The sequence below is a fragment of the Streptococcus oralis SK304 genome (genome assembly GCF_000287715.1).
Taxonomy (GTDB): domain Bacteria; phylum Bacillota; class Bacilli; order Lactobacillales; family Streptococcaceae; genus Streptococcus; species Streptococcus oralis_Y.
This window is the reverse complement of sequence record NZ_ALJN01000016.1, coordinates 314,455-335,343: the sequence shown is the minus strand read 5'-3', so window position 1 is coordinate 335,343 and position 20,889 is coordinate 314,455. Positions and strand designations below refer to the sequence as shown.

18 protein-coding genes are annotated in these 20,889 nt (G+C 37.6%); 2 read left to right on the top strand and 16 right to left on the bottom strand.

The features are described from left to right. Positions 1-116: 116 nt before the first annotated feature. From udk to gyrA, 13 genes are all read right to left on the bottom strand, one after another. Positions 117-755, bottom strand: coding sequence for a uridine kinase (gene udk / locus HMPREF1125_RS08520; RefSeq protein ID WP_001181376.1), 639 nt, complete (start codon positions 753-755; stop codon positions 117-119). Between the two features lie 334 nt (positions 756-1,089). Then, positions 1,090-2,172, bottom strand: coding sequence for an HNH endonuclease signature motif containing protein (locus HMPREF1125_RS08515; RefSeq protein ID WP_000273110.1), 1,083 nt, complete (start codon positions 2,170-2,172; stop codon positions 1,090-1,092). Positions 2,173-2,297: 125 nt separating this feature from the next. Beyond that, positions 2,298-4,253: an AAA family ATPase gene (locus tag HMPREF1125_RS08510; protein WP_000132388.1), complete on the bottom strand. Its 1,956-nt coding sequence runs from the start codon at positions 4,251-4,253 to the stop codon at positions 2,298-2,300. Between the two features lie 395 nt (positions 4,254-4,648). Further along, complete coding sequence (gene truB / locus HMPREF1125_RS08505; protein WP_001013230.1) at positions 4,649-5,527, bottom strand: tRNA pseudouridine(55) synthase TruB; 879 nt, start codon at positions 5,525-5,527, stop codon at positions 4,649-4,651. 28 nt (positions 5,528-5,555) lie between these two features. Further along, positions 5,556-6,803, bottom strand: a complete 1,248-nt coding sequence (locus HMPREF1125_RS08500; RefSeq protein WP_000749104.1) for a hypothetical protein — start codon at positions 6,801-6,803, stop codon at positions 5,556-5,558. Positions 6,804-6,828: 25 nt separating this feature from the next. Beyond that, positions 6,829-8,103, bottom strand: a complete 1,275-nt coding sequence (locus HMPREF1125_RS08495; protein WP_001002600.1) for a DUF2130 domain-containing protein — start codon at positions 8,101-8,103, stop codon at positions 6,829-6,831. Between the two features lie 94 nt (positions 8,104-8,197). Beyond that, on the bottom strand, positions 8,198-9,478 hold the full coding sequence (locus HMPREF1125_RS08490; protein ID WP_000196328.1) for an O-acetylhomoserine aminocarboxypropyltransferase/cysteine synthase family protein: 1,281 nt from the start codon (positions 9,476-9,478) through the stop codon (positions 8,198-8,200). 150 nt (positions 9,479-9,628) lie between these two features. Further along, entirely contained in the window at positions 9,629-10,426 is a 798-nt protein-coding gene (locus tag HMPREF1125_RS08485; protein WP_000254787.1) for a formate/nitrite transporter family protein, read from the bottom strand. 124 nt (positions 10,427-10,550) lie between these two features. Further along, positions 10,551-10,898 (bottom strand): hypothetical protein, encoded by a 348-nt coding sequence (locus tag HMPREF1125_RS08480; RefSeq protein ID WP_001008305.1) that lies wholly within the window; start codon positions 10,896-10,898, stop codon positions 10,551-10,553. Between the two features lie 487 nt (positions 10,899-11,385). After that, the gene (locus HMPREF1125_RS08475) at positions 11,386-12,015 is read right to left on the bottom strand and encodes a hypothetical protein (RefSeq protein WP_000359630.1); all 630 of its coding nucleotides are present in this window, start codon (positions 12,013-12,015) and stop codon (positions 11,386-11,388) included. 26 nt (positions 12,016-12,041) lie between these two features. After that, entirely contained in the window at positions 12,042-12,458 is a 417-nt protein-coding gene (locus tag HMPREF1125_RS08470) for a hypothetical protein (RefSeq protein ID WP_000464449.1), read from the bottom strand. Between the two features lie 74 nt (positions 12,459-12,532). Beyond that, positions 12,533-13,279 (bottom strand): class A sortase, encoded by a 747-nt coding sequence (locus HMPREF1125_RS08465; RefSeq protein ID WP_000018514.1) that lies wholly within the window; start codon positions 13,277-13,279, stop codon positions 12,533-12,535. Then, entirely contained in the window at positions 13,279-15,747 is a 2,469-nt protein-coding gene (gene gyrA, locus HMPREF1125_RS08460) for a DNA gyrase subunit A (protein ID WP_001154043.1), read from the bottom strand. Before gyrA ends, HMPREF1125_RS08465 begins: the two co-directional genes overlap by 1 nt. 194 nt (positions 15,748-15,941) lie before the next feature. Here gyrA and HMPREF1125_RS08455 point away from each other — a divergent pair, with 194 nt between their 5' ends. Beyond that, complete coding sequence (locus HMPREF1125_RS08455; RefSeq protein ID WP_000204722.1) at positions 15,942-16,928, top strand: L-lactate dehydrogenase; 987 nt, start codon at positions 15,942-15,944, stop codon at positions 16,926-16,928. A 275-nt stretch (positions 16,929-17,203) separates the two neighbouring features. Here HMPREF1125_RS08455 and HMPREF1125_RS08450 read toward each other — a convergent pair whose 3' ends face one another. Both HMPREF1125_RS08450 and HMPREF1125_RS08445 read right to left on the bottom strand, forming a co-directional pair. Beyond that, positions 17,204-17,479, bottom strand: a complete 276-nt coding sequence (locus tag HMPREF1125_RS08450) for an HU family DNA-binding protein (RefSeq protein WP_001284630.1) — start codon at positions 17,477-17,479, stop codon at positions 17,204-17,206. Between the two features lie 106 nt (positions 17,480-17,585). Beyond that, positions 17,586-18,422 (bottom strand): DegV family protein, encoded by an 837-nt coding sequence (locus HMPREF1125_RS08445; protein WP_000195448.1) that lies wholly within the window; start codon positions 18,420-18,422, stop codon positions 17,586-17,588. A gap of 143 nt (positions 18,423-18,565) precedes the next feature. Here HMPREF1125_RS08445 and HMPREF1125_RS08440 point away from each other — a divergent pair, with 143 nt between their 5' ends. Next, the gene (locus HMPREF1125_RS08440; protein WP_000619961.1) at positions 18,566-19,414 is read left to right on the top strand and encodes a YitT family protein; all 849 of its coding nucleotides are present in this window, start codon (positions 18,566-18,568) and stop codon (positions 19,412-19,414) included. Between the two features lie 22 nt (positions 19,415-19,436). On the opposite strand, the gene HMPREF1125_RS08435 is transcribed toward HMPREF1125_RS08440, so the two are convergent. Further along, the gene (locus HMPREF1125_RS08435; RefSeq protein WP_001020303.1) at positions 19,437-20,834 is read right to left on the bottom strand and encodes an APC family permease; all 1,398 of its coding nucleotides are present in this window, start codon (positions 20,832-20,834) and stop codon (positions 19,437-19,439) included. Positions 20,835-20,889: the final 55 nt, after the last annotated feature.

The window sequence follows — 20,889 nt, the reverse complement described above, 5'->3', positions numbered from 1 at the left end:
TTCATTTTCCTGCTTTTCCATGGGTATTATTATACCAAAAATATGATTAAAAATCTCCTTTTGCATACCGAAACGAAAGGAAAAATAGAAAAAGGAGGCCAAGCCTCCTCATCTCTTTATTTGCTGTTACGAGCTTCTTCCAAAATCTTTGCAATCTTGGTCGTCAAAAGGTCGATAGCAACTGTATTGCTGACCCCTTCTGGAATGACGATATCAGCATAACGCTTGGTCGGCTCAATAAACTGGTGGTACATAGGTTTTACCACACCTAGATATTGGTCAATCACGCTATCCAAGCTACGGCCACGCTCCTCCATATCACGCTTGATACGACGAATAATGCGCACATCATCATCTGTATCCACAAAAATCTTGATATCCATCAAATCGCGCAGACGCTTGTCCTCCAAGACCAGAATCCCCTCAACGATAAAGACATCCTGAGGCTCCTGACGATAGGTCTTGCTACTCCGCGTATGCTCTGTATAGTCATAAGTTGGAATGTCCACTGGGCGCCCTGCCAACAATTCCTTAATCTGCTCGATCATCAAGTCTGTATCAAAGGCAAATGGATGGTCATAGTTAGTTTTGACACGTTCTTCAAAAGTCAAGTGAGACTGATCCTTGTAGTATGAATCATGCTCAATCATGGAAATCTTTTCATCAGGAAAATGCGATAAAATGGCTCTTGAAACACTGGTTTTACCACCACCAGAACCACCTGTCACTCCGATAATGATTGGTCTATTTTGCATGCTATCCTCCGTTTTTTTATCCGTCGTCTATTCTATCACATTTTTTGCAAAATTTATAGTCTGATTTTGGGTACTCGTCTAATAAATTTCAATAGAAAGCTTATTATCTACTTTGATTAACTAAACAAAAAGACTGTGCAATTTTTAATAAACAGATTTGATATCTATAACCAATTTTGTATAATCCATATATGCATTTTTTCTAAGAATATCTCTTACTTCTTATTAAATTGACGAGGCACGCTTTACTATCTCCTTCACTTATTTTTGATTCATCTCTTCTAATTTTTTATTATTCTCAACTTCGTTTTCTTCTACTATTTTGAGTTTCACCTTAAATAACAATTATAGAAGCACAATCTTCCCTGAAATGATCAAAACTTTTTCCACTTTCTAAATAGTATTTTACGATTTCTTCGATTAAGCGTTTTTTTCTTAACCTATCTTCTAAGCATTTTTTACTTAACTTATCTTCATCTTCATGAAATAATTTAGGAAATTCAATAGGAAGCCCTTGTTTTTTAATCTGTTGGTAATAGACAATAAGGTCTTCTTTGTTATTTTTAAAAAACATTTCTAAATCCGTCATTGTTTTTACTTCGCTCATTTCATTCTGAAATTCTTGATTTGAAAAAGCAATATATTGAGAAGGCTGACGACGTTTGTTTATCTCCTCATTTAATTTATAAATAACAGAAATATCATTATCTATTATTTCTGTTAAATACTTACATATTTTAAATCCAAAATAATTTTGATCAAACCAATACTTAGATTCAATCTTTTCAAATTCACTACTTTTGCTATATGTATCAAATAGATATTCTATGTATGACTTTAAAATAGACTTTGTTAAAGTTATTGGATTATTTGCTAATATAGTCAAAATCTTTTGAAACTCTAACCTTATTCTATGATTATATGTTTTTTCAATATTATAGTTATTAATGAAATTTTGAATACGTTTATCCATAGGATTGTCTTGATAGTGAAATTTAATATTTGGTTGAAAAGTCTCATCTGTATCATTAAAGTTTACCTCAATATAATCCTCAATATCAAACTCTTCAAAGTAAGGGTTAATTTCACTTTCTTCCTTTGTTAAAGACCTTTTACTATGTTTAGAGGTATTGCACTCCCCACAACATTTGACTAGATTAATTGGTAAAATTGCAAGCCTAGGTTCACCAAATTTTCGATCATCATTCTCTTTCTCACTCTTAGGCATAATATGTTCGAGTGTTACTTTAGTTGAAAACACACCTTCACAAATAGGACAAATTGCTTGATTATAGGTATTTTTTACAACTGCGAATTTTTGAAATAGGCCTTTTGAGGATGGTCGAACATACGTACCATACCATTTTGAATCAATCTCACACTGTGACTGAATTAGATCAATGTCTAATTCATACAATGAACCTATACTAGCTTTACTTTCATATTCTCTATCTAATTCTGTTAAAAAACTACGAAGCCCATCTTTATCGACAGTATCTGGTAATACAACTATAACGTCTTCTATAGATGGATATTCTTTAGCTACTCTTTTGATAAGACTTCACCCGCTTTCTCTAACTCCTCTTTCACTTCAAGATACTTCAGAAAAGCTTCATCACCTAGATATTTTTTATCATCTCCATAAGCTAATAGTTCAATCTGTTTCTTAATTATTTCATTATCATCTTTGAGTGATAATGAATCCATGCTTTCACCAATTTCTTGCTCCTCTTTTCTAGTTATTTTAATAATATTATCTCTTTTTTTATTAAAGAAACTATTATATCCTGTTTGCTGTAATTCAATTCCATATATATTCTTGTACAAAGTGTCTAAGTTCTGACCATAGGTTTTGTAATTAGTATTGCTTAATCCGTGATTAGAATCTAATCTATAGACATTACAATGAGGAATTTCTTGAATGATTACTGGAGAGTGTGTAGCAATCAAACAGAAAGCTTTATTATTGTTCACTATCTCTGAAACAGCTCTAACGAATGCTTTAATCATAGGTGGATGCATGAACGTTTCTGGTTCATCAAAAATAACTAAACTTCCTTGATTAATACTTGAAACAAGCTTCGTAATATATAAAAGAATAGTTGCTTGCCCTGAACTTAACTTATCTACTTTTTCTAGATCTTCTTTTATTATATCTCTATCTAAAAAAGCAATTTTAATATCTTCTACCCAAGTTTCAAATTCAAAGAACTCTATTGCTGACTCCCACTGAGATAATTTCTTATTAGAAGCAATCAAGTCAAATAATAGATTCTGTATGTAGTAGGAAAAACTTTCTTTAATACTTATTTTAGCTTCAAATCCTTGTTTTAATGTATTATCAGAATCAAGATACTTTCTAGATTTCTCATGTAGATACTCCTTAACATCAGTCAATGATGTAGCTTCTGCTTTCTTGACTACTTCTGGAATAGGAGGATGTTTAACGGAAACAAATCCTACTTTCTCATAGATAATTTCACCATAGGAATCTTTTTCTTTATCAGCAACCTCTATACTTGTGCTCTCTCTATTAAAATGAATAATATTGTCAAATGGGCTTAATGAAAAATGAAGTATCTGTGAGAACTTATTGTCTCCTTCTAAATGTTCCTTTATTATCTGATTAATTTTATAGGATTTTCCACTTCCATTTCCACCAACCACTGCAAAAACATTCATTGGTAATTCTGACATTCTATTTTTTATGAATTGTAGTTTCCCTTTATCTATACCATCTTCTTTAAAACTATAGTTTATAGATTCTACCCTATCATCAACTGCCTCTTTTAAATTTTCACTTGAGTAAGATGATGTTTCGTCCTCAGAATGACATTCCCTAGAGTCAGTATAGCCAAAAACGGTTAGTGGGTGAAATACTTCCTTGATTTCTTTTAAGGTAGTTGTTCTTAGAAATGAATTATATAAAAAACTATGGTATTCACTATTTGGTGGAGTGAAATCCAAAGTTTGTCCATGTAAATCAGATTTTTTTGAATACTCTATTGCAAATTTTTCCAATACACTTGTGTTAAAAGCAAGGTCTCTAGATCGAGTAAACCATTTTTGACGATCTTTATAAGAAAGATATTTTTTTAAAAATTCATAGTACGCCACTTCACCTAAGGAACAAAAATCCTCATCAGGATATTCTCCTCCGCCATTTTTTAAATAATCCAAGGTAACATTCTTATTCGGGTTAACTCGTAGTTCAAAAGTTTGTTCCCATATCTTAAGATTAAAAACCAACTGATATCCATAATCGTCCCACTTATTATGTTCTAAGCGCATCTGCTTCACAAAATCATCAAAACTTAAGGAAATAATTTCATGCAATGTCTCTAAGAATTCCTCACCATCCTTTTCAACTCTTATAAAATGACATGTAAAAAAGTCTTGTTCAATAGTAAAGTAACTTTGTCCAATACAGTTTTCAAATTCTCTTGCCTTATTATTTTTTGTAAACTCAATATTCCCTGTTTTAGGAGAGTCGGTCAATTCTGTAATAACAAAATAATTTTCTAAATCAAAATTCCAATCGATTGCTGATTTCGCAAATTTATTAATAATTAAAAATTTACTACTTTCATATTTTTTTCTAAATCTTTAAGATTATACTGAACAAATATTCCTTGATCAGGAATTTTATAAAAGTTGCTTCTACTTTTTAACCAGTCAATCTCTGAATACTCACTTCTAATTCTTTCAATAATTTCGCTCACGCTCATTTTTAAGAAATTCCTTTCATTTTGTTATCATTATATCAAAATAAAAATACAATGTCCTAGTTTTGTATGTAGTCGCTTTCATTGACTTCCTTTTTTGATATGCATATTAACACCTAGTGACAACTTACCCAAATCTATAATGAGAAATTAAAAAGACAGCAATGACTAGCCAAAAACCTTCCTCGGCTTATAGAGATTGCCCCTTTTTTCTAGAATGGCTAGCAATTTGTCTCCCTCAAATGCAGCCAATTCTTGGTCTGTTTGGTCTAACTCGATAAAACGACCAAAACGCACTTCTGTAGCCTCTTCTGGAGTTAGGATAACTTTAACAAGGTCCCCTGTTCCAATTTCAAGAGGATGGAGAAAGTCCAGCTGACCAGCCTCCACTTTTGCAGCAATTTCATTCAAAGTCAAGGCATCTTCTAACTGTAAACCTGCTGCACTCGTCCGAGTCAAATGGGACATATGGGCCGCATAACCCAGCTTCTCTCCCAAGTCAACTGACAAGGTACGGATATATGTTCCTTTACTGCATTTTACACGAAAAGTGAATCGTGCTAGATAACCCTCATAAGAAATCGGACTTGTTCGTTCAAATTGATAAATGGTCACCTGACGTTCTGGACGCTCCACTTCCTGACCTGCACGCGCATACTCATAGAGCTTGCGACCATTAACCTTAACAGCCGAATACATAGGTGGAATCTGAGTAATAGGCCCAGTCAGACTCGCAATCGCTTCATCGACAGTGGTTTCATCCAAGGACGACAAAACAGGTGTCTCTGCGACCACTTCTCCACTGGCATCCTCAGTCGTCGTTGAATAACCAAGAGTGATCTCCCCCTCATAGACCTTGCCCTCGTCCTGCATAAACTCGACCATGCGGGTTGCCTTGCCAACTGCAATAGGCAAAACACCCACCACATCTGGATCCAAGGTCCCACCATGACCAATCTTCTTGGTTCCCAAAATCTTACGCAGTTTAAAAACCGCGTCATGCGAGGTCAGCCCCGCTTCTTTTTTTAAGTTGATAATACCGTTCATGTGTTGCTTTCTGATTTCCCTTTCACTTCTATTCCTCATTGTTTAAATCAATTTTTTTAATATCATATAAATCCTCAGAGTAAAATGGTTTACCCGACTCAATTGGTAAAATATATTCAAAATTATCATCCTTTTCAAGTTGCTTATATTTTCCATTAACAACCAAAAAGTAGTCAGCATTTATGTTGTAATATCCATCTGGAAAGCTTGAAAAATCAATATCTCCTAGTTCCAATAGGTTGCTTTTGCTAAGTGTTAAATGCAAGCAAAGTGCTCCCTCCTTCATAAAGTCTTTAACAGAAAGAGTCGCATATCCTCTAAAAGCTTGTTTTTCTTTACTGAATGAATTTTGATTTTGAAGAGCCTTTTCTTTTATTAAAGGAGTTATCCTATATGAATTTGATATTTTAAAACCAGGGCTAGCTAATGGCTGTTCTTTATCATCAATAACTACTAAATCATATCCTTTCTTTTGTATTGCACTTTCTACAGCTGATTTAAAATCATTCAGAACTGTCTGTGCCTCTTGGCTCGATGCAGAAAGCCTCAAGAATTCTTTAAAACCATAATTCTCATTAATGAAACTGACCTGTGTTAATTTTTGACGAATGTACTTAGCACCTACTTGGATAGTCATTCCATTATCCGATACATCAAAAATACTAATATCTGAAACGTTGCTTTCTATTTCTACGCTTTTAAGAGCAACATCATAATTCATTCCCATAGAAGAATAAAACTCTTTTAATTGTTGAACTTTAGCATTATTTCTAAAGTGGATTTGAATTCTACTTCCTATAAGTGGAGAAAAAATCCCAATCAAAAATAGAATAAGTAACTTACGACTTAATTTTGGATTATAGTCTTCCTTTTGATAAATCCAATCTAAATACGGAAATAAAAATAATGAAAAAATGAAACTCCAAAGGTCAATATCTTTTATAAAGTCAAAGGAAACGATCATTTTAAATCTTAGCAAAAACATCAGAAAAATTGCTAAAAAAATATTTCCAATCAATAGGAGAGCAATGATGCGTTTCAATTCATTTTTTGCTTGTCGCACATAAGATATCCCCACCAGAAGATTAGCCAAAAAACTAATTCCATAACCGAATATAGTTGGAATAAATCCAAAAATAGCAAAGAATAAATTATATCTTGAGTCAGTATCGCCTACGCCTTCAATATTTAAAAGACCATATAGGAGATTAAGAAAAAATACAACTAATGGTAAATAAGCAATATAAATTTCCGAGAATTTCAAAGATTTTTTCATAGGAACTCCTGTTTTTAAGGTAATCTCACTCCCCCTTCAGCGCTTCAAACTTCGCTTTCATAGTTGGATTTTTTCGGGTCAATTTTTTAACTGAAACATCTTCCAGTTTATTATTTGCAAGACGAAGTTGATTTTCAGATGTGGTTAGGAACTTTTTGACCTCTTCCATGCGTTTGATGGCTTTGTCAATTTCATCGATAGCTTTGCCAAAATTGGTCGAAGCAGAGTTGTAGTTCTTGGCAAAGGCTAGTTTAAAGGCATCCAAATCTTCCTCAAAATGTGTAATATCGATATTCTGCTCGCGAACCAAGGCCAACTCTTGCTTGTATTTCAAAGAATTAAGAGCCGCATTTCGCAAAAGCCCAATCAACTGAATAAAGAATTGAGGACGGACCACATACATCTTTTCATACTCGTGACTGACGTCAACAATCCCTGTGTTAAAGTAGTCGTTATCTGCTTCTAGCATGGTCACCAGAACCGCATATTCGCAGTTTTTCTCCCGACGGTCCTTGTCCAATTCCTTGTAGAAGTCCGCATTCTTGTGCTTCTTCTCAGTTCCATCCGCTTCATTTTTCATTTCAAACATGATGGAAATAATTTCCACTCCATTTTCATCACATTCACGGAAGATAAAGTCTCCCTTAGACCCACGCGCAGAGACCTTGTTATCCTTCTCAAAGTAGGCATTTGGAAAGGCGAAACTACGTACCTTGTTAAACTCACTCTCTGCATACTGTTCCAAACTTTCCCCGATAGCTTTTGTAGATTGTTGGGCTTTGAAATTCTTGTAAAATTCTACTTGTTCACTAGCAGCATTGAGCTGAGCTTCGTAATTTTGCTTAACAGAAGCCAAAGACAACTCATTTTCCTTTTCTTGCAAGAGGAGCTGGTTTTTGACCTGATCACGCTCTCTTTCTAAATCAGAAAGGGTCTTTTGCAGTTGATTTTCATGCTCCAAACGCAAGGTGGCCAATTGGTTTTCCAAGGCCTGTACTTCCTTGTCCTTTGCCAATAAAGCCTGATGACTTGTCTGTTCAACTTCTTTCTTAGCTAACTCTTTCTCTGTATCAAAGTTTTGGATTTGACTCTGCAGTTGCGCGATTTCATGGTCTTTTTGAGCTAGTTTAGACTGTTGCTCATTCATAGCCTTTTGCTCAGCCAAGGCCAGCTCCTGCTTCATGCGATCGTGTAATTCCTTATCAAACTCGGCAGTTCTCACTTGGGATAAAAGTTCGGCATACTGACTCTCATTTACTGTAAAGACTTCCCCACAGTTGGGACATTTGATTTCGTTCATAACTTTCCTCTTTCTAGACTTCTGTAACCATTATATCATGCCTGAGGGAAAATCAAAAACAGCGAGTCGAAACCCACTGTTTATATCTGTTACTTTAAATTTTTTCCAAGGCCAAGCGCAAATCTTCAATCAAATCCTCTACATTTTCAAGACCGATAGACAAGCGGATTTGGTTTGGTGTTACACCTGCTGCTTCTAGATCTTTTTCTGACAACTGACCGTGAGTGGTTGTCGCAGGATGGACAACAAGAGATTTGGCATCTGCAACGTTTGCAAGGTCAGAGAAGATTTCCAAATTATCAATCACCTTGCGAGCTTCTGCTTCTCCACCTTTGACATGGAAGGTAAAGATTGAACCAACACCTTTTGGCAAATATTTCTCAGCCAAGGCATGGTAAGGACTGTCAGCTAGTTTTGGATAATTTACCTTCTCTACCTTAGGATGATTTACAAGGAAATCAACAATTTTCTCTGCATTTTGCACGTGACGTTCAACACGAAGAGAGAGAGTTTCAAGCCCTTGGAGCAAGAGAAAGGCATTAAATGGCGACAAGGCAGCACCTGTATCACGGAGCAATTGAACACGAACAGCGATAATAAAGGCTGCTGCACCCACATCACGAGTATAGCTCAAGTTATGGTAACTTGGGTCTTCCTCAACAAATTGAGGGAATTTTCCTGAAGCTTCCCAGTCAAAACGACCACTGTCAACGATAACACCGCCAATAGTCGTACCATGTCCACCGATAAACTTAGTTGCTGAGTGAATGGAAATATCGACACCGTGAGAGAAGACGTTAATCAAATATGGTGTGGCAAAAGTGTTGTCTGAAACGAGAGGAATCTGGTGTTTATGCGCAATCTCAGCCAATTTTTCCAAGTCAGGAATGTTAATCAAGGGATTCCCCAAGGTTTCAATCAAGACAAGCTTTGTATTGTCATTGATAGCTGCTTCCACTTCTTCCAAATTATCCACATCCACAAAGGTAGTTGTGATCCCATAACGAGGAAGGGTTTCTTTCAAGAGGTTGAAGGTCCCACCGTAAATAGTTGACGCAGCCACCACATGGTCACCTGCGTGAGCAAGCGCCAAAATAGTGTAGGTTACAGAAGCCATACCTGATGCTGTCGCTAGTGCTCCAACACCACCTTCAAGAGCAGCGATTCTTTCCTCAAAGGCTGCTGTTGTAGGATTTGTGATACGAGTATAGATATTGCCTGGTTTTCTCAAGGCAAACAAATCAGCACCTTCCTGCGTGTCATCAAAAACGAAGGATGTTGTTTGATAAATCGGTACTGCACGAGACTTAGTTGCTGGATCAACTACTTGCCCAGCATGTAATTGTAGAGTTTCAAATTTAAAATCACGAGTCATATGACGACCTCCAAATAGCTTCATTAGGGATATTGTATCATCTTGGGCTAGTCTTTTCCAATACCGTTTTTCTATATTTTGATATAAGGAACAACTATGACTAGTCTTACATCTCAAACAAAAAAGCACGATTAATTCGTGCCTGTTTTTTTAATCTACATAAGTATCTTCGTTTTTATTGAGGAAGGCGTAAGGCAAGCCCATCAAGAGACCTCCTCCGATAAAGTTCCCGACAAAGGTTACACCCCAGTGACGAAGAATATTAGGTATGTCAAAGTTAGCAATTGAATCAGCTGCAACACTGAACTTAACAATCGCAAAAGAAGCAAAGTTCGCAGCAATGTGTTCGTTTGTTAAGAATACAAACATGTAAATCGCTGATAAGACAAGCCAAAGTTTGGCTCCACCGTCTTTCACCAAAACAAATGAAAGAATAGCAATGTTTACAAAGATATTGGCTAAAATACCTTCAAGTAAGACTAACTCATTGGAACGACCTAACTTCATCTCTACAACCCCTGAAATGAAGCTATCATGTGTTAGATTTGCATAGGCTGCTGAGTGGGCAAAGCCCCAACCTGCTATCAAAGCTCCGATGAGATTGAACAAGGTACAGTAAAGTAAAATCTCAGCTGTTTTTCTCCAAGAGATTTTTTTCAAGAAACTACCAGCTGTCAAAAACATCATATTCGAAGTTACTAGCTCAGCATTCAAGAAAACAATGTAGGCCAATCCCCAAGCAAAAACAAATGGGAAGAGGAAGCGACCACTGCCTGGTGCGATCTTATTAATCAAGTCAGCCCCAACTGCACCCGCAGCCGTACTAAATGTTAAAAAGGCACCTGCAAACATGGAACGAATTGCATACTTAAACTTGCTTTGACTATAAAGACTTTCTTTCTTCTTACAAGCAAATTCAATCTTTGAGATAAATTCTGAAGAAACCATAAAAAAACTCCTAAACTTTTATTTGTGAATATTATAACATAAAGCACGCATTTTGAAAAGCCTTTCTTGTATACGTTTTCTACAAAGAAAATCAATGCATTGGGGAATTCCATAAATCTCTCCTTTACCCATTAACAGAAAAACATTCCAATGTTTCAAATTGATCATCCAAAAATTCAAACTCAAATAGGTGCCAGTCATCGAAGGTTTGCTCACAATAACTAACTGTTCCTTGATTGTAGTCAATGATAGGTTTCCCCAGCTTGTTCTTCACATCTTCCTCGCTGACTTCTCCATACATTTCCTTAAGATCAGCTAGCATGAAGTTGATAATTCTATTGAGATTTTCCTGATAATTTTTTGATAACAGTTCAACTTTATCTATAAAGTCACAATCAGGCTCTTCGTCCCAAACAAAGGTCACTCCCTCATGCTCATAAGTGTATTGCTGTAAACTCTCATCAAAATTCATTGTTCACTCTCCAAATCATTATCATTTACTAAAAATTTATTAACATTAATCAAAATGTTCAAATGATTTCATAAAAATGTCTTCCACACACGCGTACGATAAAATAACAACACTTGCAATGATTAGAAGATATCATCATACTGCGAAAGTCCTATACCTCATCTTCACCTAGTTCTCTAAAATGTGAAATATGATATCCAAAATAACACTTCCCCCGATTTTCCTATGAAGATTCAGTGTCCAGCCATATTGGCAATTTCTCCCAAGTATATCATAGGAAGATCCTTGTCAAATGGAAAACTACTTGTTATGTCTTCTTTGAGCCTAACTAAAGACTTTTCTCTTAACTGACTCATTATCTATCCTCTCTTATGCCAAGCATTCTTCGGTTTCTTACGATAAATCTTTCAACCTACTGACCAATTTCCTTTCACATTGAAAAGATACCATTAAAGTTGAATGATCATCTTACAAGCATCATACAGTATCAAGTTTTATAGTTTTCGATTTCTTCTCTACTCATGCCTACAAGCTCTGTCGTCCACATTCCCATAATGTCCGACAAGACTGAATCACAGGTATATTCTTCTTCCCCATCTATATACTGACAGGAAAAGACAGGCTCCCTTGTCGCTACTCGATAAAATGTCATGGCTACATCTTCTAGTTTTTCAGGATTAAAATCAAGTGATAGTTTTTGAGCCATATTTCCTCGTATCTGATCCCAATCTTCCTGCTTAATCTGATAGCTTTCTCGTATTTTAGACACATAACCTTTACAAAATGCTTTCAATAAGTCTGTATTCTGATAAAGATACTGACAGCTAAAATCCGAAATACAACCTGCGTGAAGTAGGAATGTCAGTAAGTCATCCAGACTTTCTGCTACTCTTCCCACTTGGCCCTCACTTCCGATAAAGCCTATGCTGTTATCTTCAAGAAAAACATATTCGCCCCCACTGCCATCCTGGGCAAATGCCTTACAGGCAAGAGAGTATTCCTCATTGTTCCCTGAAAACTGGACTTCACTTATCTTGTCATAAAAATAAATATCACATTCAGTCATCAGTAAGGTCCTTAACTGTTCATTTTCTCTGACTTCTTGTAGCTTATCCATGATCATTCCTTTCTTAAACTAAACACTTATCCATCTATTACAATTCTAATATGGTAGTTTTTAGTTTCATTCTTTAGATTCTTCACAAGGAGATCATTCTGTTTTGATTTGCCACAGAAAAATGATAGAGTCTTTCTGTTTTTCTGTTCAATAAACACATGATACCTTGCCCCATTCAATTTGACACTTCGAATATATTTGACTTCAATCCTTTTGATGTTATTCAGCGGAATGATTCGCTTCACAAATACGAAAGCATTGTGAATATAAAGTCTCCCATTGGCAATGTGAAATGGGGCAAAAAAATTACCACCACTACGACGGACAATTATAAAACGTCGCCAAAAGATTAGTAAAAGAATAGAGGTTAATAAGTAAAAGGCAAAACTAAAGACAGGACTTTCCCACATCATTTTCATTCCAATCCAAAAATATTCGAACATGTATTATTCTCCTTTGAATGATGACTCTATTTGAGAAAAAACCAGTGAAGAAGCAATTTCACTGGTTTTTGAGGTTAATAACGTTGTCTATACGGTTGATTAAAGGCCTTCAAAATATCCTCAGAAGTCTCTGAATAAGCTTTTGATTCTTTAAAAATCCCCTTAACAATTATACGCTCAGTCGCATTATAGTCCACACAAGTTACCAGCGTAATCTCCTTAACTCCTTCACGATCTTCGATTTCATCTACTCGGTCCGGAGTAACGTGTTTAACTTCCGTAATCTCATAAGTATAAACCTTATCCTTATCGGTCAGGTAAATTTTCATGCCCGCTTTAGCGTTAACTAAAGGTGAGAAGAGCATTTGACTGGCATTTTCAGCAGTAAAGATATGGTGACTCGCTAGAGAATAGTTGCCCTCTCCCATTTTTTGGTCTGGTTTCATGGTTCCTGCTCCGTAGAACAAGTTTACATTATCCAACCCTTTGAAAATTGGCAAGTTAATCTCCACTTCGGGAATAGCAATTCCTCCAATAACAGGAAGCTTCTGAGCGTCCCACTGAGCGGCTAGAACTGCTTCAGATGAGATAGATTTAACCGAATCAAAATCAAAATTTCCTTCTGTTTTGAGATTTTCATCTATATTTTCTTTAGTAACCTGATTGACTTGGTATTTATTGGTGTTCCACACCATAAAGAGATCTCGAATCTTTGAATTAAAAATCAAAGCTAAGGATAAAAGAATTAAGAAAACCGCTAAAATATTGAGAAATAGATTCCTACGCTTATTCTTCTTACTTTTCGTTTTTTTATGAGACATTATGCTTTACCTTCTGTTTCGTTTTCAGTCCCAACTTCTTCTTTTTCTACCGCATCAACCGTTGTAAAGGTCACAATCTTGGCATCCTGGTCTAGACGCATCACCTTAACTCCCATAGTTGAGCGTCCTGTTTGTGAAATATTGGCAACGTTTGTTCGAATCATAACACCTGTATCCGTGATAATCATCAGGTCTTCATCTCCTTTAACAGTGAGGAGACCTGCAAGAGGGCCATTCTTCTCAGCAACATTGGCTGTCTTCATCCCTTTACCACCACGACCTTTTGTTGGATATTCAGTTGCAAGAGTACGTTTACCATAACCTTTTTCAGTGATGATAAGGACCTCGTCCTGGTCAGTGATGACACTAGCACCAACTACAGTGTCTCCATCACGGAGGTTAACACCTCGGACACCTGTCGCGATACGGCTCATACCACGAACGGCTGATTGATTAAAGCGAACGGCATAACCAAACTTAGTACCAATGATGATATCTGTATCTTCTTCTGTCAGCAAGACATTAATCAGTTCATCTTCATCCTTGAGATTCAAAGCTTTAAGTCCATTTTGACGGATATTAGCAAATTCTTTAACACTGGTTCGTTTCACGATACCGTGCCGAGTTGTGAAGAAGAGATAAGCATCATCACTACGTTCAGACTCAACGTTGATGATGGTCTGAATGCTCTCACCTTCGTCCAACTTCAATAGATTGACAACTGGCAAGCCCTTAGCAGTACGACCGTATTCAGGGATTTCATAACCTTTTAGTCGGTATACGCGTCCTTTATTGGTAAAGAAGAGCAAATGATCATGGGTGCTGGTTGAAACCAACTCACGTACAAAGTCATCATCCTTAACTCCAGTACCTTGGACTCCACGACCACCACGTTTTTGGGCAGTAAACTCACCTTGGTCCAGACGTTTGATGTAGCCTTTGTCAGAGAGAGTAATCAAGACATCCGTCTCTTCAATCAAGTCTTCATCTTCAAGAGTCAAGACTTCTCCGACCATCAACTCCGTACGACGTTTGTCACCAAACTTGCGTTTGACTTCGTCCAATTCCTCTTTGATGATTTGCGCTACACGCTCAGGTTTGGCAAGAATATCGGCCAAATCTGCAATCAAGGCGATCAATTCATCATACTCAGACTGAATCTTATCACGTTCCAATCCTGTCAAACGACGAAGACGCATATCAAGGATAGCCTGACTTTGACGTTCAGAAAGCTTAAACTTGCCCATCAACTCAGCTTGTGCTTCCGCATCCGTTTCACTAGCACGGATGATACGGATCACTTCGTCGATATGGTCTAGCGCGATTAAAAGGCCTTCTAAGATGTGCGCACGCGCTTCTGCCTTTTCCTTGTCAAAACGAGTACGGCGAACAACCACTTCTTTTTGGTGCTCGATATAAGCATCCAAAATTTGACGAAGGGACAAAATCTTTGGTACGCCATTTTGAATAGCAAGCATATTGAAACCAAAGTTGGTTTGCATCTGGGTCATCTTGAAGAGGTTATTGAGGATGACATTTGCAGAAGCATCACGCTTCACTTCGATAATGAAGCGAACGCCTTCGCGGTTGGATTCATCACGTACAGCTGTAATTCCCTCAATTCGTTTTTCTTGCGCCAAACGAACGATATGCTCATGTACCTTGGTTTTATTGACCATATAAGGAAATTCTGTTACCACGATGCGCTCACGCCCTGTCTTAGTCGTCTCAATCTCTGTTCGAGAACGGAGGACAATGGAACCTTTACCAGTCTCATAAGCCTTATGGATACCTGATTTCCCCATGACAAGAGCACCAGTTGGAAAATCTGGACCAGGCAAGACTTCCATCAAGTCCTTAGTCGTCACTTCAGGATTGTCCATAACCAACTTCACTGCATCAATGGTTTCACCCAAGTTGTGAGGTGGAATATTGGTTGCCATCCCAACAGCGATACCCGTTGCCCCATTGACCAAAAGGTTTGGAAAACGAGCTGGCAAAACCAAGGGTTCACGTTCGTTAGCATCGTAGTTGTCTACGAAATCAACTGTGTTTTTGTTGATATCACGAAGCATTTCAAGAGCAATCTTGCTCATACGTGCCTCAGTGTACCGCTGCGCGGCAGCACCGTCCCCGTCCATAGAACCAAAGTTTCCATGCCCATCAACAAGCATGTAACGGTAGCTCCACCACTGAGCCATACGAACCATGGCTTCGTAAATTGAGGAATCACCGTGTGGGTGGTATTTACCCATAACATCCCCTGTAATACGGGCTGATTTTTTATGAGGTTTGTCTGGTGTAACACCTAGTTCATTCATTCCGTATAGAATACGACGGTGAACAGGTTTTAAGCCATCTCGAACATCAGGAAGGGCCCGCGCAACGATAACACTCATAGCGTAATCGATAAAGCTGGTCTTCATCTCCTTTGTCAGATTGACATTCACTAAATTTCTATCCTGCATTAATAAATGCCTCATTTCACTATTAGTAATTAGATATATTATACCATAATTTGTCCTTCATTTCAGTCTTTGAAAACCACTAAAACGTTTACATCGATAACCGAATAGAATATTCGTGACAAAGTTTTTTAAAAGTGATAGAATGAAAGTGTCTGGGGATTCCCCTAAAAAAAAATGAAGGAGATGTTTAGATAATGACTTCAACTAAACAACACAAAAAAGTGATCCTTGTTGGTGACGGTGCCGTAGGTTCATCTTACGCTTTTGCACTTGTTAACCAAGGAATTGCACAAGAGCTTGGAATTATCGAAATTCCACAATTACACGAAAAAGCTGTTGGTGATGCGCTTGACCTTAGCCACGCCCTTGCCTTCACTTCACCTAAAAAAATCTACGCTGCTCAATACTCTGACTGTGCAGACGCTGATCTTGTTGTTATCACTGCAGGTGCTCCTCAAAAACCAGGTGAAACTCGTCTTGACCTTGTAGGTAAAAACTTGGCAATCAACAAATCAATTGTAACACAAGTTGTTGAATCAGGTTTTGATGGTATCTTCCTTGTTGCGGCTAACCCAGTTGACGTTTTGACTTACTCAACTTGGAAATTCTCTGGATTCCCTAAAGAACGTGTTATCGGTTCAGGTACTTCACTTGACTCAGCACGTTTCCGTCAAGCACTTGCTGAAAAATTGGATGTTGATGCTCGTTCAGTTCACGCCTACATCATGGGTGAACACGGAGATTCTGAATTTGCGGTTTGGTCACATGCCAACATCGCTGGTGTAAACCTTGAAGAATTCCTTAAAGATACTCAAAACGTTCAAGAAGCTGAATTGATTGAATTGTTCGAAGGTGTTCGTGACGCTGCCTACACAATCATCAACAAAAAAGGAGCTACCTACTACGGTATCGCAGTAGCACTTGCTCGTATCACAAAAGCAATCCTTGATGACGAAAATGCAGTACTTCCACTTTCAGTCTTCCAAGAAGGTCAATACGGTGTTAAAAACGTCTTTATCGGTCAACCAGCTGTTGTTGGTGCACACGGTATCGTTCGTCCAGTAAACATCCCATTGAACGACGCTGAAACTCAAAAAATGCAAGCATCTGCTAAAGAATTGCAAGCTATCATTGATGAAGCATGGAAAAACCCTGAATTCCAAGCAGCTTCTAAAAACTAATGAAAAGAAGGTTCCCAAACATGGGAACCTTTTTTCTTTTACTGTAAAGGCTTAAACCCTATTTTTCAAGAGACTACTTATCTCAGAAGTTATATATTATATCAAATACTCGATTGAAAAAATACCTAAATTTATATATAACTAAAGAAATGAAATCAACAGTGGTAGCTATCACGAAAAAGTATTCGTCTTTGCCCCCAAAATGCCCCAAAGCAACAAAAAAAGCCTATTGACCAAGCTAGAAAGCTTGATACAATAGGCTTTTTCTAAATTCATTATTTAACAGCGTCTTTAAGAGCTTTACCAGCTTTGAATGCTGGAACTTTAGAAGCTGCGATTTCGATTTCTTTACCAGTTTGTGGGTTGCGACCTTTACGTGCAGCACGTTCACGAACTTCAAAGTTACCAAAACCAATCAATTGAACTTTTTCACCAGCTGCAAGGTATTCAGTTACTGCTGCAAATACAGCATCAACTGCTGCTGCTGAATCTTTCTTAGTTAAGTCTGTAGCTTCTGCCACTTTAGCGATCAAATCTTGTTTGTTTGCCATGTTAACAAATCCTCCAAATAATTTCTGATTAACAAATATAATCATATCCTAAAATTGCCCATAGGTCAAGTCAAAAACACCATTTCAAACATTTTTCTCTATTTTTTTAGGAATTATAGCGGATTAGAATTGCCCAAGCATTCTCTCCAGTATGAGTTTGAATAATAGAGCCAGTTTCCAGTACAGAGATTGGTTTCTCAACATAGGCTTGCAATGAACTCTTCATCTCATTTGCCCATTCATTCGTTCCAGCATAGGAAATTCCAATTTCTGCAACTGATTTATGAGTAAGGGCCACCGTTAACTCTTCAAGCCATTTTTTGAAAGTTTTCGCACCACGCCCTTTGACGATTGGTTGGAGTTCGTGGTTTTTCATCTGCATCACTACACGAATATTTAATAGTGAGCTTAATAGTCCCGTCACACGTCCAATACGCCCACCTTTCACTAGGTTTTCTAGAGTCGAAACACCGATATAAAGCTCTGTGTGATTCTTCACTTCTTCTATATGTGCTAGAATAGTTTCTAAATCTTTACCCTCTTTAGCAAGTTTTGCAGCTTCAACAACTTGAAACTTCATAGCCTGATCTGTGAAGGAACTATCAATAACAGTCACATCAGAACTTGAGAGACTTGCGCCTTGGCGAGCAGCTTCAACCGTTCCAGACAAGGCATGAGACATATGAATAGCAACAACCTGACTGCCATCTTTTCCCAGCTCTTCAAAGACTTCAGCAAACACTCCTACTGGAGGTTGGCTCGTTTTAGGGAGATTCTTGCTTTGTTGCATGAGATGAAGGAATTCCCCCTCTTTTAAATCAGCATCTGAGTAGAGTACGCCATCAATCATAACTGATAAGGGGACAATAGTGATATTTAATTCTTTAACTACTTCTGGTTCGATAGTAACAGAAGAGTCCGTTACAATTTTTACTTGTGTCATAAGTTCAATCTTTCTATTCTTCTCAATAGGATTGGGATTTTTCACTCTTATTATATCAAAAAAATGATAAAAAATCATAAGTAATCCAATTAAAAAAACTGAATTTTTGGTATAATCTATCTATAGAAAAGCGAGGAACAGCTATGATTCGAAAAGTTCAACCGATTATTACGATTATATTTGGAGCAGCTATCTATGCCTTTGGTCTCACCTACTTTGTTGTTCCTTATCATCTATTTGAGGGAGGGGCGACAGGTATCACCTTGATTACCTACTATCTTTTTAAAATCCCTGTCTCATTGATGAATCTCTTGATTAATATCCCTTTATTTATCCTAGCTTGGAAAATATTTGGACCTAAGACCCTCTACTCCAGTCTTTTAGGATCTATTTCACTTTCCGTTTGGCTAGCAATTTTTGAGCGTATTCCTTTGCACATCGACTTGCAAGGGGATCTCATCATTGTCGCTTTGGTCTCAGGAGTCTTACTGGGGGTTGGTTTAGGAATTATCTTTAATGCTGGTGGAACCACTGGTGGTTCTGATATCGTTGCCCGTATCCTCAACAAATACACCAATATTTCGATTGGGAAATTGCTCTTTGGGATTGACTTTTTTATCCTAATGTTGATTTTGATTATCTTCCAGGATCTTCGTCTAGTTACCTATACCCTCTTGTTTGACTTTATCATCGCTCGTGTTATCGACCTTATTGGCGAAGGGGGTTACGCTGGCAAAGGATTTATCATCATTACTCAATATCCTGACCAACTGGCTGATAAGATTAATGAGGAGCTTGGCCGTGGCGTTACCTTTATATCTGGTCAAGGATACTACAGCAAAAAGGATTTAAAAATTATCTACTGTATCGTCGGTCGAAACGAAATCGTAAAAATGAAAGATATGATTCACAAAATCGACCCTCAAGCCTTTATCACCATCACTGAGGCTCATGAAATTCTTGGTGAAGGATTTACTTATGTGAAAGATTAAAAAAGCTGGGAATTCCCAGCTTTTATTTTTCTTCTGTGAGGGTTGAATGATGATAACCATAAGTAAAGTAGATGACTAGACCAACTACAAGAGCAATGCCAAAGGCAATCCAGGTATCTAGACTATATTGAAGCATAAAGGAAACACAGATAAGGATGGAAAGGATTGGCAAAAGTGGAACCAAAGGAGTTTTAAACTCTCCTTTTTGGGGCATACCCTTATCTTTTCTGAGTTTTATTATTCCGTAGGCTAGTAAAATGAGATAAGCTAGCGTACAGATATTTAGGAAGGCTGCAATACTGGCTAGAGGAAACACTCCGGCAGCAAGGGCTGAAACAACTCCTGTTAAGAGGGTCGCATTTTTAGGAACGCGACTGGTCTTGCTTAGTTGTTTGAAACTTTGAGGTAAAAGTCCATCACGTGCTAAGCTATATATCATTCGAGACAAAGCATAAGTCATGGAAATACATACCGTTATCAGGGTGAGAATGGCTACAAGCGAAACATAGTTAGCTGCCCAACCGATACCAATACTCCGTAATGAAAATGCTACTGCATCGTCCACATTGAGCTTACTGTAGTGAACAATCCCTGTCAATACTAAGGTTACCAAGGCATAGAGAATGGTGACGATTGTCAGAGAAAGTACAATTCCACGAGGAATATTTTTTTGCGGGCTTTGGATTTCATCAACTGCCATGGAAATAGACTCAAATCCGAGAAACCCAAAAAACATCAAAGATGCACCTGCCATAATCCCAGTGCTTCCTCCATAAATCTGGCCAAAGCCAAAAGGAGCAAAATTCGACCAATTTTCAGGTTTGATGTACCAAATACCAACTAGGATAAATAAGGCTAGAGCAGAGAATTTCAAGATTACTAGAAGCGAATTAAAGCGTAAGGCTGCCTTGGAATTTAATAAAACCAATCCTGTTACCAAGGTCAGCACTAAAATAGGTAAAAGGTCGATATAGGTACCTTGTTCAGGGTTGAAGGTGCCATTCAAGGCTTGGGGCATGGAGATACCATAATCACTGAGTAAGCCCTTAAAGTAAGCTGCCCAGCCAGACGCCACACCAGATACGGCAGTCATGAATTCCATGATGGTCAACCAGCCAGCAATCCAGGCTGGCAATTCTCCTAAAATCGCATAGAGATAACTATAAGCACCTCCAGTTGCAGGTACACGAGAGGCAAATTCTGCAAAAAAGAGAGCTGATAAAGAAACACATAAGGCAGAAATCACAATGGAAATCACTAGTGAGGGACCAGCTAGAGTAGCCGCCGCTGTTCCTGTAATGGTGAAAATCCCCGTCCCTACCATGGCACCGATCCCCAATAGAATTAAATCCCACAACTTCAAATGGCGACGCATCTCTGTCTGTCTCAGACTAACATCCTTGGTTCTAAAAATATTCATACTTCATCTCCACTAAATGTAATTGTTTTATTTTACCATATAAAAGCATTTTTGT